The 15,303-nt window shown below is 34.1% G+C and carries 16 protein-coding genes; 4 read left to right on the top strand and 12 right to left on the bottom strand.

Annotation, left to right across the window (positions count from 1 at the left end; genetic code table 11):
* Window positions 1-10: 10 nt before the first annotated feature.
* From NMY3_RS01630 to NMY3_RS01610, 5 genes are all read right to left on the bottom strand, one after another.
* Entirely contained in the window at window positions 11-2,026 is a 2,016-nt protein-coding gene (locus NMY3_RS01630; protein ID WP_196817223.1) for a hypothetical protein, read from the bottom strand.
* Window positions 2,016-2,384: a hypothetical protein gene (locus tag NMY3_RS01625; protein ID WP_196817222.1), complete on the bottom strand. Its 369-nt coding sequence runs from the start codon at window positions 2,382-2,384 to the stop codon at window positions 2,016-2,018. Before NMY3_RS01625 ends, NMY3_RS01630 begins: the two co-directional genes overlap by 11 nt.
* A gap of 1 nt (window position 2,385) precedes the next feature.
* Window positions 2,386-2,883, bottom strand: a complete 498-nt coding sequence (locus NMY3_RS01620; protein WP_196817221.1) for a hypothetical protein — start codon at window positions 2,881-2,883, stop codon at window positions 2,386-2,388.
* Window positions 2,884-3,608: 725 nt separating this feature from the next.
* On the bottom strand, window positions 3,609-4,847 hold the full coding sequence (locus NMY3_RS01615; RefSeq protein ID WP_196817220.1) for a hypothetical protein: 1,239 nt from the start codon (window positions 4,845-4,847) through the stop codon (window positions 3,609-3,611).
* A 277-nt stretch (window positions 4,848-5,124) separates the two neighbouring features.
* Window positions 5,125-6,003 (bottom strand): sialidase family protein, encoded by an 879-nt coding sequence (locus tag NMY3_RS01610; RefSeq protein ID WP_231100169.1) that lies wholly within the window; start codon window positions 6,001-6,003, stop codon window positions 5,125-5,127.
* Window positions 6,004-6,201: 198 nt separating this feature from the next.
* Between NMY3_RS01610 and NMY3_RS01605 the strand changes: the two genes are divergently transcribed.
* Window positions 6,202-6,657 (top strand): hypothetical protein, encoded by a 456-nt coding sequence (locus NMY3_RS01605; RefSeq protein WP_196817218.1) that lies wholly within the window; start codon window positions 6,202-6,204, stop codon window positions 6,655-6,657.
* Between the two features lie 421 nt (window positions 6,658-7,078).
* The gene (locus tag NMY3_RS01600) at window positions 7,079-7,675 is read left to right on the top strand and encodes a hypothetical protein (protein WP_196817217.1); all 597 of its coding nucleotides are present in this window, start codon (window positions 7,079-7,081) and stop codon (window positions 7,673-7,675) included.
* 445 nt (window positions 7,676-8,120) lie between these two features.
* Here NMY3_RS01600 and NMY3_RS01595 read toward each other — a convergent pair whose 3' ends face one another.
* A complete protein-coding gene (locus NMY3_RS01595; protein ID WP_196817216.1) occupies window positions 8,121-8,279 on the bottom strand; it encodes a hypothetical protein in 159 nt (52 codons plus the stop codon).
* 530 nt (window positions 8,280-8,809) lie between these two features.
* On the opposite strand from NMY3_RS01595, the gene NMY3_RS01590 reads away from it, so the two are divergent.
* Entirely contained in the window at window positions 8,810-9,025 is a 216-nt protein-coding gene (locus NMY3_RS01590) for a hypothetical protein (protein WP_196817215.1), read from the top strand.
* A 132-nt stretch (window positions 9,026-9,157) separates the two neighbouring features.
* Here the strand turns inward: NMY3_RS01590 and NMY3_RS01585 are convergent, their stop codons facing one another.
* The 5 genes from NMY3_RS01585 to NMY3_RS01565 all read right to left on the bottom strand — a co-directional run bounded on the left by NMY3_RS01585 (window position 9,158) and on the right by NMY3_RS01565 (window position 12,630).
* The gene (locus NMY3_RS01585) at window positions 9,158-9,616 is read right to left on the bottom strand and encodes a hypothetical protein (protein WP_196817214.1); all 459 of its coding nucleotides are present in this window, start codon (window positions 9,614-9,616) and stop codon (window positions 9,158-9,160) included.
* Window positions 9,617-10,143: 527 nt separating this feature from the next.
* Entirely contained in the window at window positions 10,144-10,371 is a 228-nt protein-coding gene (locus NMY3_RS01580; RefSeq protein ID WP_196817213.1) for a hypothetical protein, read from the bottom strand.
* A gap of 204 nt (window positions 10,372-10,575) precedes the next feature.
* On the bottom strand, window positions 10,576-10,860 hold the full coding sequence (locus tag NMY3_RS01575; protein WP_196817212.1) for a hypothetical protein: 285 nt from the start codon (window positions 10,858-10,860) through the stop codon (window positions 10,576-10,578).
* A 440-nt stretch (window positions 10,861-11,300) separates the two neighbouring features.
* The gene (locus tag NMY3_RS01570) at window positions 11,301-11,462 is read right to left on the bottom strand and encodes a hypothetical protein (protein WP_196817211.1); all 162 of its coding nucleotides are present in this window, start codon (window positions 11,460-11,462) and stop codon (window positions 11,301-11,303) included.
* Between the two features lie 244 nt (window positions 11,463-11,706).
* Window positions 11,707-12,630, bottom strand: coding sequence for a hypothetical protein (locus tag NMY3_RS01565; protein ID WP_196817210.1), 924 nt, complete (start codon window positions 12,628-12,630; stop codon window positions 11,707-11,709).
* Between the two features lie 119 nt (window positions 12,631-12,749).
* On the opposite strand from NMY3_RS01565, the gene NMY3_RS01560 reads away from it, so the two are divergent.
* On the top strand, window positions 12,750-14,234 hold the full coding sequence (locus tag NMY3_RS01560; RefSeq protein WP_196817209.1) for a hypothetical protein: 1,485 nt from the start codon (window positions 12,750-12,752) through the stop codon (window positions 14,232-14,234).
* Between the two features lie 52 nt (window positions 14,235-14,286).
* On the opposite strand, the gene NMY3_RS01555 is transcribed toward NMY3_RS01560, so the two are convergent.
* On the bottom strand, window positions 14,287-15,078 hold the full coding sequence (locus NMY3_RS01555) for a hypothetical protein (RefSeq protein WP_196817208.1): 792 nt from the start codon (window positions 15,076-15,078) through the stop codon (window positions 14,287-14,289).
* Window positions 15,079-15,303: the final 225 nt, after the last annotated feature.

Raw genomic sequence — 15,303 nt, 5'->3', positions numbered from 1 at the left:
ATTCAAATAGTTACGAAGCGGCCACTCCTTTACATGGATGCGTCTTCATAAACCATATATCGCCATAATATTTGCATTTTTTACAATACCAATTGTCAGTTTTACCTGATCTATAGATATTGTTATAATTCTTATACTCTTGTATTTTATTTTTAATTTCGTTATCATCAGATATTACTTGTCTATCAGAAGTGGAAATATTCGATACGTTATCAATATCCATACTGCTTTCTAGTTTGGTATTAATGCCGGGAGCATCAGTAGAGCGCTCACAGCACTCACAGTCCTCACCAGATGAATCAGCAATTGGAGGGCTATCAAAAGTCAGTGTTGACTGAACTGGAATGTTGTATTGTACGACGGTTCTTATTATATTGTCCATATGAAACAGTAGTTCAGTACTATTTCTTCTATGTCTAGTCTCTACTCCTAGTTTTTGTATGACATTTGATATCGTGTTTCTATATATTATTCCAAAGTCTTCAGTATGATACTCGTTAGGTCTTCTTTCGTCGTAGTAACCTCGAAATTTGACCTTGATTACATTCCATAAGTCAGAATATGTGATAGTCTTACCCTTATGATATTCAATGGCCAATTCAATTATTATTGGAAGTAATTTAGCTTCTATGGTGGCCTCTCGACGCACATGTTTTGCATCAACTAAAATCTTAAAGGTATTCTTAATTTCTTGAAGAGTCGTTCTATCTATATCCGATAAAGTATCAGGATTAATGCAATCTATACATACCAGATTAAACTCGCCTTTGAAAGAGCATGAGAATAATTGAAGATAAGGTTTTACCAATTCTTTATTTCTTCGTCCAATACCAATATCAATATCAGGAATAGTAGATCTGAAGTTTCTTATCCTATAAACAAATAGCATTTTTCTAAGGTCCATTATTTCTTCATATACTGTCTTGTATTCTGCTTTACCCGTGTTGGTGGGATTGATTATCTCCTTTATGTCATAGACGGGTTTACCAGGATATGTAGTAATTGAAAATGTTCGATCCAATACTCCTTTAGCAATATTTTGTCCCAAAGGCCTTTCGCCGATTATCATTTTCTGGCAGAATGCATAATATTTTTCAGAGATTCCGCTGTTAGGGTTTACCCGGTTGATTTTCTTGCTATACGCATATCCTGACTTAAATATGGCCACCATTTCTGGGACTTGATCAACTTTTTCTGCTTCATCTATTATCATCGTATGTTGTCCTGCTTCTACTTTTCCTAGCGCTCGATAGATATTGGCTGGTGTAGGGTCAGTAGTATTCATTGCTCGATATGCAAGAACTTCCACGACGTCTCCTATACTGCTTTTGCCAGTACCGTTATCTCCAAATACGCCTGTATAGTGAACGGTGTTAAATCTGTCCTGAAAATAAGAGAAAACGATATCTATCGAAATCAGATTTATTACAGTCTCATCTTGATCGATGCATTTAGATACAATTGATTTAACCCTGCGATACATTGAGAGGATACCCTCGGTTTCACATTTCTTTATATAAGTATCGAGTTCATCTACAGATTCAAATTCATAAGGAATGTGCAAGTATTCCTCCTGCGATGGAGGAAGAAGTGTACGTGTCTTTTCATCGATAAAAGGAACTAATTCAAAAGTTTTGTTCTCATTTATCATGGCAAAAGATGGTTCTTTATCCACGAGTACGGCCTCGTACAATTCACCTTTTCTATCATTTGAATATTTATTGACAGTAACACGGCTTTTTAACGGCTCTATCTCATTGTTTTCTTTATCAATTAATTTTGTTATCTCAGTACAAATTGTATCTTCTATTTTATTATAGTCGTGGATATCTATTGTTAATTTCTCTTTCACCTTCTTTTCAATGCGTTCAAGTGACTTTCCAAAATCCTTACTATTAAAAGGTAAATTGAGAACTTTATTATTATACTTCCCAGATAGCTTTAACTGAATCGTATTAGAATTTATGATGATTATGGAATTGACAACGTCCTTAGCCTCTTCTGGAATTGGAATATTAACAATCAAATATTCTTGCACCTCCAAAAAATTTTACATTATCTTCAATCTCATTTGCATAATCTTTTATGTTTATAAGAATATTGTTCCTTGCTTTACTATCTATTCTAAGCTTTTTTAATTCTTCTCTTACTGCAGAGTATATGTCTTCAATATTTCTAAATTCATAAATACTGATGTCGGCCTCATTGCATTCAGGTTGAAAACCTATAAAGAAGATATCTTGGGTTTGGACAATATCATAGATCAGAAATTTCAAGGACTCATTTATCGGAATGTGTCTGATCAATTCATCAATTTCATTCGAATGAGTGATTGTGAAATCGTCTGATGATTGATTAATTGATAAAGATGAGAAATGAATCAATCTATTTTGACTCCTCCTCATTATTTACTGATCCTTCCTCTAGAGCAGGTATTGTTCCTCTTTTAATCAATATTACATGGGGTTTGTTATCGATTATGCAAAGATTGTTTGCTTCAGAGACCCGCCATTGATTTCTAATACTAGTTTTATCAAACTTATCTAATGATATCAGTCTAATACTTTCGATTGGATCCAACTTTGACTCATATTCAAGAGGTGTGTAAGGGCGATTTGCAGAATTGTAATTAATTGGATTATTGAGCTTTCCTTTGCGAAGATTTCTGAAACAAACTATGGATTTGTCTGGATTGATCTTAACACTATACTGCATTTGATCAATGATCGTTTTGAATCCATCCTCAGGCTTTAGTTTTTCTCTTATCTCCTCCTCAATTTCATCGTACTTTGTCCATTCGCCATTCGTTTTTGTAGGTTTCCATATTAACAGATCTGAATTAGTACTCGACCATTGATTATTCTTCTCGCTATTGTCATTCATTAGATTGTACCTCCGTTTTACTATTCTTGTTGCTTTGAAAGCTGATGCTATATGAGTTATGAAGATAAGTGTTACTACTTATGTGATCTAAATTATGGATCACTAAATCATTCGCCAACAAATCGTTTTTGCAGGCTTCACAAAACCAACCTGGCTTGTTTATATATTTTATTTGTAATATACATATGCCATAATTTTCACAACTTAGACCCGAACAAACTTTATTATTCGGCACTTTAGGTTTATTAGTCTGTCTATTCAAATTACGGTATGATAAAGAATTCCTCGAATTCATAGGGAATCTTTATCTCTGCTTCTTGTCTGTTGATGTGAGCCTCGGAAACTTCCATCAACAGATATTATTTCCTCATTTAATTTACCGTTTTTAATATTGATTGATGATTTGCATCTGCTACAGGAAGTATAGTATAAACTTTTTCCAGTATAAACCCAGGAATTTTTACATCGACCGCAACTTAACGTGATCGAACTATGTATTTTTGAACTTTCTGGATGTTTTGAAGGCAAACGGTATTTATTTGATAAAATTCTCACTTTACCATTTTTGTTGTGTTCTTTACTATCTGAATAATTTTTTTCCACCAATAATTAATATGTATGTAGGGAGGTATAAATATGTTATTACTACTGCATAGTAACCTATAGGTTACAAGCTGCATATGGTAACGATAGTTAGAGAATTGTTCATGCATTACATGATAAAATTATGGTTGTTTCAATCTCTCTAAGTCGACTTTAAGAAAAAGTTGTTCAAATCTACTTTCCATTTCATCCCTTAATTGTTCCATACTTCTTTCATATGCTTCATGTAGTCCGTTTATTTCTCTTCTATGTCTATGCTCCATATCCTGAAGGGTATTTCTAACGGACTCGTCTTGCTTCTTGAGACTCTTATTTACAAGAACAACGCTTTGGTTAATGGTAAGATAATCAATTATCTTAAGGTAATCCTCTAGCATTTGTTCTTCTGTAAATCTTATGTAAGAGTCTGTTACACCAAGGCTATGACCCATTAACATTTCGATTTTTATCGAAGGAATTCTCGCTAACTCTGCTTGTGTTTTGAAATATTTTCTAAAACCGTGGGCTGTCTGAAATTCGTGTCTTCTTTTTCCATTTGGTAATTTACTGCGGATCCTCTGGGCTTGCCATGCTCTATTTAATAGACGGGTGATAGCCGATGTCTTGAGCACAATGGGATTGGCTGCACCTTTGACATCATTCGTTTGCCAAATATCTCTCATCAGAGGACTTTCTTTAGATATGTGTTCACCACAAGATTCACGATAGTTCATCCAATCTCTTAGTACAATATAGGCTTCTGGAGTTATGAAAGAATAGTACTGTTCTATATCACCAGGGTATATCAAGATTTTAGCAGCAACAATCTCATTAGTTTCCTTATTATGAATAGGGATTATGTGTTTCCATTTGAGATCGTCAAATGCGCCGATTCTAATTCCTGAAGATACCAATGTAAATACTAGAGGCTTGATCCTACGATCAGGATACTCAATTAGCTTCTGGATTTCATCTAAAGTGGGAGCCCGGTCATTAGCAGACTTCAAAGCTCTGGGCATTGATCTAGATATGATCTTCCAACTTATGCTTTGACCAATACGATTACCTTCGCAAAAAAGCTTTATCGCCTTAAAATAATTTGGAACAGTTGAAGATGATATTTCGCCTCTTGCTACTCGCTCTTTTTGGTATCCCGCAAATATGAGTAACTGTCTTTCAAGATCTTCACAATCATTTTGTTTGTATTGCTTGACAAATGCATCGGCTTGTTCTTCCAAACTTCCATCGAGCTTGAGAAAATCAAAAAAAACCTTTAGTCTTTGTGGATACTGACGTTTAGATGCAGGTGAACTTAGCATAGTAAGAAAAAAGAACATCGGATTGTGATTTGGAATATTGTTATTTACTAAGCTTGACAACATATACATTTAGAGGAACCTCAATATATAGTCATTATTGTCACTAGTTCCCACGCGCCCAGACTGTTACTAACAATCATATGTAAACTATCAGATATTTCGCACTAAAATGGATGATAAGATCAAAGAATTCACTATGATTTTAGATGTAATAGAGCCCAACTACCATAAGAAACTCAATCTCCGCAAATGAGAGTTATTTTCTATTTAACTCCCTTAAATTATATGCTAAATTGGCTTTTGTCATAATTGCAGATTCAGACATTTCTCTCCATTGTACTTATTCTTTTCCGCTTCCGAGAGTTCCATTAGCCGCAAGACTCAATACTGGTCCAAATGTTTCTCCGTTATCATTACTAGATCTGAACATCGGTTCTCTTCCTGGCTCTTCCCACCATGTAACATACACATTATTACCATCTGCAGCCAGTTGCGCTCTCTCTGAAAAAGCGGTAGAAGAATTGCTTATATTAATTGTATCTTCAAATGTCTGCCCTCCATCAATACTTCTTGATAACAAGACTTCCCAGTTTCCAGTCTTATTTTCCCACCACATTGCATATACATTGTTACCTGATAATGCTACATTTGTATCTATTTGGATTAGCTCAGGATCCTGTTGTTCATATGGAATATACTTGATGTTTGATGGTAAAGTCCCCATACTTTTTAACATAGTAGTATTACCGAATGTCTGACCCCCATCTGTACTCTTTCTCATGTATATTTCCATGTCTCCGGTTTTATCATCACACCATGTTACGTACACATTGTTACCCGATGCAGCTACATCTTGCATATCAGAACGACCATTTGTAGAGTTGCTTATGTTTATCTTCTCACCAAATGTATTTCCTCCATCACTTGATGCTCTAAACAATATTTCGCGGTTACCTGTCTTATTACTATCCCAAGCTACATATACATTATCTCTAGATGTTGCAATTGGGACCAATGAATTATCTTTTTTCCTCGCTGCCTCTGTTTCTTGTACTATGAGTTGCTGTAATGTCGGACTAGCTGATATTCCTATTATTATTGTAAGAGTTATCGCTAAAAAAATAAACTTTGGAAGTTTATTTGATTTCATATTATTTTTGACAACGCCACCGATATAAAAGTAGGTAGGTTTTTCAGAAACAAATCCTAGATTTTCCAATAAAAAGGGAATCCCAAGTACCAAATATGATTATAAAAAAATGGTTCCATTTCAAAAGAGACCCAGAGAAACGCTGCAATTGACATATTAGAACCCTACTAATGTGAGATCTCAAAAGCTAATTCTAAAACTGCTAGAATATTAGAGTATTGCACCTAGTTAGCAATCCCAATATATTTTTTCTATTGTATGACTTGTATGAATAAAACAAATATTCACAACAAAAACCAAAACAAAAAACTCCTAGTAGCATCAATCGCAATAGTGGTCGCATTAGCTCTTTTCGCAAGCCCCATCGTGGTTATGGATGATGCCTTTGCAACCAAAAAGAAAAAAGGAAATCATGCTGAGCAATCAATATCTCAATCACAAGCTTCAGTTCAAAATGCTTTGTGTGCTTCTGGTGGAACAACATTTCTGTCATGTAATAATGTTAGCTTCCAACACCAAAAGAATACTGGTAACAATGCATTAGCACAAGACGATGATGACTATGGAAATGGTGGAAACTCTGCAGACCAAAGCATCAGTCAATCTCAATCCTCTAGCCAAAACAGCCAGGTAGTTTCAGGTGGAGATACAATAGGTTCTGGTAACAACATCAACGTCCAAAGTCAAGAGAACTCTGGCAACAACGCAGCAGCACAGAGCTAAACCTTCCCTACTCATTTTTTGAATTTATAGTTTCAGTTAATTTGAGTTTAATCTAAGTATAATTATTTATTTCGTAAAACCCTACTACAACAAGGAACTCGATCCCGATGAATAAACCCAACCTAAATAATCAGTGTTTTCAGCATGTAGTTATAAACATAATAGGTACATCCATACTGTATCTATCCTAAATTAATTACCACTTGATTGGTCTTCCTATATGCTTGTAGAATCATCGTCTCTATCCTTTTTATTAGGATCATAATCTTTGTATTCTAATTTTGTATTTTCACCTATATCTATATCCTCTAGTCTTTTCTTTTTTCTCCAGCTAGGTATCCAAAAACCTGATAGCCAACAGGATACTTCATCTTCTATATCATAAAGACTATAAATAATACCCCTCTAATCTTATAATTCAATGTTTCAAAATAATACAACAACTATTGTATTGGTTAGCGCAATAATAGTCTCGGCTGCATTGATGGGATTGGGATTACTTGTTGTCAATCCTGCAATATCTGCAAACGCACAGGTTTCAAATGGGACTCAACAACAATCCATTACAGATGAGCAAAACACTGTTGCCATTCAAAAAACAGAGGTATCAGCCCTAGATCCATGCATCCCAACAACCTGTTCTTATGTCCAGAAGGGAAATTTGGGACATCAGCTAGTAATGGCACTCCCGCCAAGAACTGATGGGAAAGTGTGGGTAGGTACTGTGACATGGACTGCAAGTAAGCCCGTAGAAATCTTAGTGTTTCAAGAGTATAATTCAAGCGTAACAGCAGACGCCGCTCATGGAAAACCGTTAACAGCACCAGTTGATAATGGAGAGGTTGCAGTATCATTGGTAAAGACATCTAGCGGAACACCCATACCTTCAGGTAGTTATCCCTTTGCAGGTAATGGACTTGCATTTCACACATTAGGTGGAGATAAATTCACAATAACATATACAGTGGCTGCAACGGCATGGAAACTGAATTCGACAGCATTACAGAATGCATCATAATAGTACCATAACACAAATAGAAAATATCTAAAATAAGATCCTAATTCTACAATTTTTTTAAGTCATAACTCGTTGTTGATAGGTAAAGGGTTCTTGGCTTTCCCGAAATACTATTTTGTAGGAGTGGTTACTGACAAGAATATAACACATAGTAAAATCTAACAGCAATCACAGTATGATGATTATTTTAAAATGATTAGACATCGATCCCATACATTCATTGAAAATATAAAAAATTATTTAAAGTGTAATTCTGAATTATGTGCGACATTGGTCTAGCAATAAATCTAGAGATATGATACAAACACTAATGTCTTTCTATCTCAATAGTGAATAACACATGAAATCTTTCTTTAGTAGTAGAACCCCACTACCTCTAGGAACTTAATCCCCACGCTTCCAGACTGTTACTAATAGAACGTCGATATATGAATAAGTTATGCTATCAGTCGATTAATTTTTCAAAGCCTATTATTGAAATTATTTCTCCTATTAAAAAAATATGAAGATTTGTTTCTGATTTATTCTTTGACCTTGTTCTTATAAATGATACTGCTGTTAACGATGCAATGGCTGAGATAATTACTGCACCAATAAAAGCCAAGTGAAATCCTTGACAAGCCTAACTTAACTTCTTCTCTATGTCAAAGTGAACTTTATGTATTTGATCTAGTAACTGGCCCTATCAATGATCTTCCTGAACTCACTGAAATTCTAAAAAAGCAGAGTGTAGGTGGCCTTGTTTTTTATGAACGCTAGAGGTCGTACAAAAATCAAAGAATTACATGATGGTGCGCGAATATATGACGGGAAGGAAATTTACTCCAGAACATGAAAAGGAGAACCACAGTTGAAACGATTGTACCCGATTCGTCTACAAATCAAATCATTGATGATCTCGTTAAAATCCGTTCAGGTGCTAAGTGACGGCATGATCTTTGTTAAAGAAGTCATATATGCTTATGAGATAGGAACAGGATAAAGTGGCGAGGGTATTTTATCTGGTATAAAGTAACTCCAATAGCCTACTCTTGTTAACTCGGAATATCCAATGGATTGATAATATAATGACTATTAATCCTCATAACTACATAATTTAGCAGTATAGTTTTACCAATGCCTTATGGGATTCTAATGGTAATCATAATTGTGGTTAGTTCGACCGATGACATTGAGCATTTACCTGATGGTTCACACAAATTTAAACATAGGATCATTGTAAAGAGAGATTCAGTAGATCTTACTAAGGTATTGACTGCTTTTCCTGTAATAAATAATGAAACTAAAGAACTAGTTGCTTTTGTAGAACTAAAATGGGAAAAAGACGGCTATAACAGGGAAACGTTGTAGATGTGGGTTGAGTTTTGATGAGATTACTTAGTACCGAATCTATCTGATGAAGCGAAGCCTATTTTTTAACTATCTTTAAAACGAATTGCAACATCGATCTAAAATAGTGTTCTTTGCGAGGGGGTTATTGTTCTAATTACTGCTATCTCCACCACTGCTGCTATCTCCACCACTGCTGCTATCTCCACCACTGCTATCTTTATCGTTACTACTATTGTCTTTGTCTGAATTGCCTTCATCGTTATCGTTATCGTTGTCTTTGTCGTTTTGCTCCTTTTCTTCTAGTATTTTGTCCATTTCTTCAATCGATAAGTTTTTGTCTGGATCATCATCTTGCCAGTCAATTGAATCATACTTGGGATCATTTCTTGGGTCTTGAGGTTTATCTTGTGATTGTGGATATGAGTAAGTTGTGGTGATTGTGACGTCAACATAATATTTGATGCCCTTTTTACCATCTCCGTCGTTATCATTATCTCCACTATCATTTTGTTCTGTAATAGCACCTGACACGCCATCAAAAACAAAAGTTTGATTTGGTGCTTCTGACGGCGTATGTTCCAGAGACTGATCTGGGTCGAAATGCAGCAATGTTTTCAGCTTGTCGTAAACAATTACCTGGAAAATATCTTTAGCTTCTTATCGGATGTAGTGTATCAATATATGGTTAGCCGATGATGTCGCGGCGCTTCCAATCAGGGCTACAACATTCTTCATATCCAGCAATTAACTTTCAAAAGTTATGTATAAAAAGAATTCAAAATTCATCGTATTGTTATGTCTTCAAAATAACATCTTAGTTAAACCATAAATTTCTACTAAGGTTAACAAACTAGTTATAGATAGAAAATAAATAAACTTTTTTGATTATGAGAATGTAGCGGAAACTCCAAGACCCAATCTATTGATGCGCTTCCGATGAGAAGTGATCTAAATTTGATGAATGCCATTTTCAAAAAGTTTTTAAGACTTGCTACTTTAACTTTATGCTGGAATCCTATTTAAAATACCCAATATCGGTACTAATCCACATGGATAAGTTCATTATGCGTACTTCGCACGAATATATCTGGTTACTGTAAAAATCAAACAAAAAAGATATTGTTTTGACTCAGAGCCTAAGCATTTTCTCTTAGCTTGTTAGCCGCGAAGCTCTTTGCAAATGACTTTACATCGTTTCCATCCTTCTTAGCTTGTTCTGCTTCCTTATCTAATGCGTTTGCTCGATCTTTTAATTTTTTTGAGGCAGGGTGATCTGCGAAAGATTCACTTATTATAGCTGTTGAGGCCATAATAACTGAAAGAATAGATAATGCTATTATGCTGATTTTGTATGCTTTTTGCATAATATTACAATAACATACTTACTTATAAATTTTAGGATAATGGGTTTAATTACCAAAATAAAAGAAAACGTAAAGTCGGATAATAAAATATACACAAACAAAACTGTAACTAAACTATGTCAAATATTAGCATGTATAGTTTGATGTTATTATAACTGCAATATCGGGGCTTAACTTTAGAGCCCTGCGAAGTGCCAAGAGCGGTTATGTTACTTTGATAGATTTCTGTGCTTTGCTGATTATCGATTCTACATATGAGGGTAAATTCACTTCGTGAATTTCCTTTTTAATTTTTCGTTTACTTATCAAATATTGGTGGACAAATTCGGGGGTAATTGAATTGACATTAGAAAAATCAATTATAATATCATTTGAAGGGATATCCTCAATCAATTTTTCAACAAGAGTAGCAGCACTTTTTTTAATTTTCAAATCCTCTGAAATGAAGTCTCTAATGAAAATAACATGAATAGCTATCATAGCTGTCATATTAGTTTAGACCTCGTCTTCTCTAGATTTGTCTTTTTCTATCAATTGTATTTGATGATTGCTATCTATCAGTTTTAGCTGTCATTAGTACTAAGATAATGTATACTAATGGCAAATGGCTAAGAAGATGAATGTATATATAACTAAAAATAGACTGCTTTGTAGTCAAGCTCAAAGTATTAGTTAGAATAGTCATTCTTGATGTTTCATAGTTCTGTCCCTAATAACAAATAAGTTAATTCTTGAGTATAACTTATATTTTTTAATTAGATTCTTTTTTGATCTAGCTCTAAAATTTCATTTGTTAATTAAATCCTTAAGTATATCTTGCTACTATTAACTTTAGAATCCTATTTAAAATACCGATATCAGCACGAATCCCCACGCGCCCAAACTTAGTGGTCTCTTATCTGGTAATATCGTAATGACATTTTACGACATTATACGTTTGCATCAGGTTTATCCTCTTCCTCTTCCATTTCCTTTTTGATTGATTTTAATATTCTTTTTTCCTTTTCTTCTGGCATGTTTTCGGATATTCCCACTATATTGGATTCTTCATATGCAAACTCATTTTCTCCGCTATCATTAACCGATGACATACCGGAATCTTTTATACAAAAAAGTATAACTATTTGTGTCTAATTTTTTCTTGCTCTCGGGAGTCATCTCTGTGCTAGGATTTTATTCAACCTTGAATCGTATCCCCACGGATGTAATCAGCGAGAGTATTTCGACTTGGCACGAGGATTAGACGGTTCTAATTATGATTATCTGTTGATATACTTGATCTGATCCACAGTGTATCAAATATTGTGGCATACGATGAAACAGTTGATTCACTATTTAAGTTGCCAACCCTAGCGAGTCAAACAGGTCTTCACCGGTAACTAATTTATTGTTAGCAATTTTGTTTGATTCTATGATCACTATAGTTTCTCTATCGTAAATGAAAACATTAAGTCTATCGTAAACAACACTGGTAATACGTTGTGTCTCTAACTGACTGGGATTATCTCTTTGCAATTGGTAAAGATTTTCAAACTCATCTTCAGGATTATAGTCCTCCGTATTTTTCTCTCCATGAATTAAAACCTGTATATGGTTGCCTTCTCTAAGTTGTTCTCTTAGTAAACTTGTTAGTTTAATTTCATTTTCAAATAGTTGGTATGTTTCTTTATTAGAAATTATCAGTTGAATTTCTTCAGTGGAAGATGAAAGTAGTTTAGGGATCAAATCAAGAGTTTCCCTAGGATCTTGAATTGTTTCTATAAATTCTCTTTTCAGTCCTTCTTCTATTTCTTTTATCCTTTTCTTAGCAGGGATCGCTTTCCTCCAAAGCATATCAAAGAAATATTGTTGCTGTTCTACAAGTGCTCTTAACGTACTAGATATAAGCAATGGAGGTGGTGATGATTCAGTAGTTTTAGCACTTGCTCTATAATATACGCCATCACCCAAACCAAAATTTCCTTTTATTTCATCTAAATGTCGTAGTTCACAGATTTTCATAAGTTCCTTGCAATACTGGATATTATCCTTGTTAATTTCTGCAATAAACCTTAATTTTATTCCTCTATCTTTGAGTTGACGATATGCTACTGTTACAGGATGACCGGGTATGACAAACATAGACGGGCCATTAGAATCTGTACAAATATCAGCAAATTGTTTGAGGTTTGACCATTGCTCTAAAGTAGCATTGATTATATTTTCTGCTCCGTAGATAACTTCTGTTTTCTCTTCATGAAGGTTATCTTCTTTAGTCAATAAGGAAAGAAAATAGAAATTGAGTACCTAAAAAGTGTTAGGGCTTTGGAACCAAATCATTCTTTTGATATTCTCTTGATGTCAAAAGATTTAGAAATAAATGTTGATTAAACCAACTGATGTTTATTTTAGATAATGGTAATTCAAAACTGTTATTTCCATTTACCTTGATTGTTTTCATTTCTACTACAATGCTCTTCACTTCTTTTGATACGTATTTGGTATCTGCCCAACCAACAGAAAATATGAACGAAAATTTTATTCCCTATGAAAATACAGATTACGGAATTAAAATACAGTACCCCTATAATTGGAAGAATACAGAAAGCCTTGACCAAAACTCAGTTGCCACATTCTCTGCACCAGAGATAAGAGAAAAAAAATCCTCTACTTTGATAAATATCTATAACCCAGCTCATGTTATTTTGGCTGTAGAAAATATCTCATCCTCAAATCTTGATCTCAATGATTTTACAAATAAATATTTGAATAGGCTTTCTACTATCAACACAGAATTTCAAATCAACAATATAACCGATGGAACTTTGGCTGGAAAACCTGCTAAAATCATTTTTTCTAAGGAAATGGATATTTTAAATCGCATTTCTGACGTAATGAGGATTTTTACCATCAGTGATGGAGTTGTTTACCGTATCAACTATGTTGCAGATCCCAAATGGTTTTCAGAGTATATGCCTGTTGCTCAAAAAATGATAGGTTCCTACGAGATAATTAGTCAACCAAAAAATAACTTGAATCCCGTATCTTCTGCATTAACTACTACCACCAATCAAACTCAGATATCGAACTCTGGAGATATTTCAAACTTTACTAACCCAGCCACCTCGTCTACTACCGCTGCAACTACGATTGGAAATTTGCTTCCTGAGAACCTGGTAGTAACTGACAATACTGACAATAATGCTCGTCTTCCGCTAAGATTTGTTACTGATAATAGTGGAATTACAACAGAAACAAATACATCTGGTGTTCCAGAAGGAAGTGTTTTTGGTTACAATCCAGTGTTAACCTTTCACTTTGTTGAAAGACCAAATATTGGAATTGTAAAAATAAATGATTTGATTATGGGTCAAATAAAGACATATGATTCTTTATCAGATATATTAGAAGGCTCTCAATATTGGAAAGATATTCCTCTTAACGATGAAGTGGTACTTCGGCTTGATAATGCAGGATTGCATTACTTGGTAGCCTCAGTTCAATTTTCAAATGGCACCAGCGGGATATATTCTTCTGTTGTAGACGTTGAATCAGATCAGAGAACTAAATCAGGTTCTGATTCTGAACTTGAACGAGAACAAGATAATGGGGCAAACTACAATGTCATTGATTCATTAAATGTAGAAGATATCCTAAATACTCCTGTATTTTATCAGAAATCCTCTACTTTGATATGTTCTCATTTGTCATTATATGGATTCAAAATTTGCGAGGAAGGGGCTCAAAATTCATCAAACAACGGAAACCTGGATACTATTTCTATAATTGATAGTAATAATGAAAATGATGAAGATGATGAGGATAACAACAATGATGAAAATGAAAATAATAGTAATGATGACGATGACGACAATGATGATTAACTAGGGACTAACTATTTGCTAATACAAAAGAATTTGACACGATGTGGTAACATCAACCACATACTCTAAATCCATTATATTTCAGATCTTCGCAAACAATTATTTGACTTATTTGCCAAAATGGACTGTTAACTTCAATTTCTGGTTTTGAATCATCAACAATATTGTAATTAGCATCCTCTTTATCTATCCTATAATCTAAAAGATCATCAGCACCTGATTCACTTCCATAAGCATCGAGGTTAAAAATTGCATGGTAAACTCCAGAAACTCCGTTTTGAAAGGTCACTTCCATTATGATAAAGTTTAAACCTTTATTTTCAAATCGTAACATTATTTCATCGTTAAGTGGGACATTCTCCCAATAGGTAGCATCTTCTAAAGCATCCTCTACAGAATCATAAGACTTGATTTGTCCTACCAGGATATTTTTTATGTTTACAAAATTCAAAGCACTCGAATCCTGAAAGCCAAGAATCATGTTTTGATTCCAGTCATCAAGTTTGAATTTTACTTGTTTGTTTACACTTGGCTTTTCTAATTGTGTAATCAAACCTTCAGAAAAAAATGCTCTTATTGGAATTTTATTATTTTTGCCAAAATCATCTGTTAATATAATATTCTTAGGTAGATCATATATTCCGATTGTCTTAGAAAGAGGCAATCCTTGTTGAATGTCGAAACCAGATTGACCATTCTTGTTATTGGTGGTGGTATCTTGTATACCCGAATTAGGATTATTACCTAAAGGTAATGCTAAGTTACTGCTATTGACGATGTTGTTATCTGTCGAACTACTAAAAGAAGAAGCCGAGACAGTATTTAGAGAGGACGATGATGACATTGGTAAGGTTAGATATAGTAGTAGAGAAAAGATTACAAAAAATACAATGAGAAACCCGGTTCTAAAACAGGTTGAATTCAACTATCATGTATTTAAGTGTACAATATATAAGAATTTGTAGTGGTGGCTGCATTACTATTGTCAATATATGTCAAATCCCTAATCATTCAAATCAATTGTTTCTTATTGGGGATATGATACAATTTAATGTTATATACGATTTAT

Source organism: Candidatus Nitrosocosmicus oleophilus (assembly GCF_000802205.1).
Taxonomy (GTDB): domain Archaea; phylum Thermoproteota; class Nitrososphaeria; order Nitrososphaerales; family Nitrososphaeraceae; genus Nitrosocosmicus; species Nitrosocosmicus oleophilus.
Note: the sequence above shows the minus strand (reverse complement) of the source record. Positions and strands in the feature narration are given on the sequence as shown.

Coding starts and splice junctions, on each gene's coding strand:
- NMY3_RS01620 (WP_196817221.1), bottom strand. CDS start 2,883: ATGAATGACAATAGCGAGAAGAATAATCAATGGTCGAGTACTAATTCA.
- NMY3_RS01615 (WP_196817220.1), bottom strand. CDS start 4,847: ATGTTGTCAAGCTTAGTAAATAACAATATTCCAAATCACAATCCGATG.
- NMY3_RS01605 (WP_196817218.1), top strand. CDS start 6,202: ATGAATAAAACAAATATTCACAACAAAAACCAAAACAAAAAACTCCTA.
- NMY3_RS01600 (WP_196817217.1), top strand. CDS start 7,079: ATGTTTCAAAATAATACAACAACTATTGTATTGGTTAGCGCAATAATA.
- NMY3_RS01590 (WP_196817215.1), top strand. CDS start 8,810: ATGGTAATCATAATTGTGGTTAGTTCGACCGATGACATTGAGCATTTA.
- NMY3_RS01580 (WP_196817213.1), bottom strand. CDS start 10,371: ATGCAAAAAGCATACAAAATCAGCATAATAGCATTATCTATTCTTTCA.
- NMY3_RS01575 (WP_196817212.1), bottom strand. CDS start 10,860: ATGACAGCTATGATAGCTATTCATGTTATTTTCATTAGAGACTTCATT.
- NMY3_RS01570 (WP_196817211.1), bottom strand. CDS start 11,462: ATGTCATCGGTTAATGATAGCGGAGAAAATGAGTTTGCATATGAAGAA.
- NMY3_RS01560 (WP_196817209.1), top strand. CDS start 12,750: ATGTTTATTTTAGATAATGGTAATTCAAAACTGTTATTTCCATTTACC.
- NMY3_RS01555 (WP_196817208.1), bottom strand. CDS start 15,078: ATGTCATCATCGTCCTCTCTAAATACTGTCTCGGCTTCTTCTTTTAGT.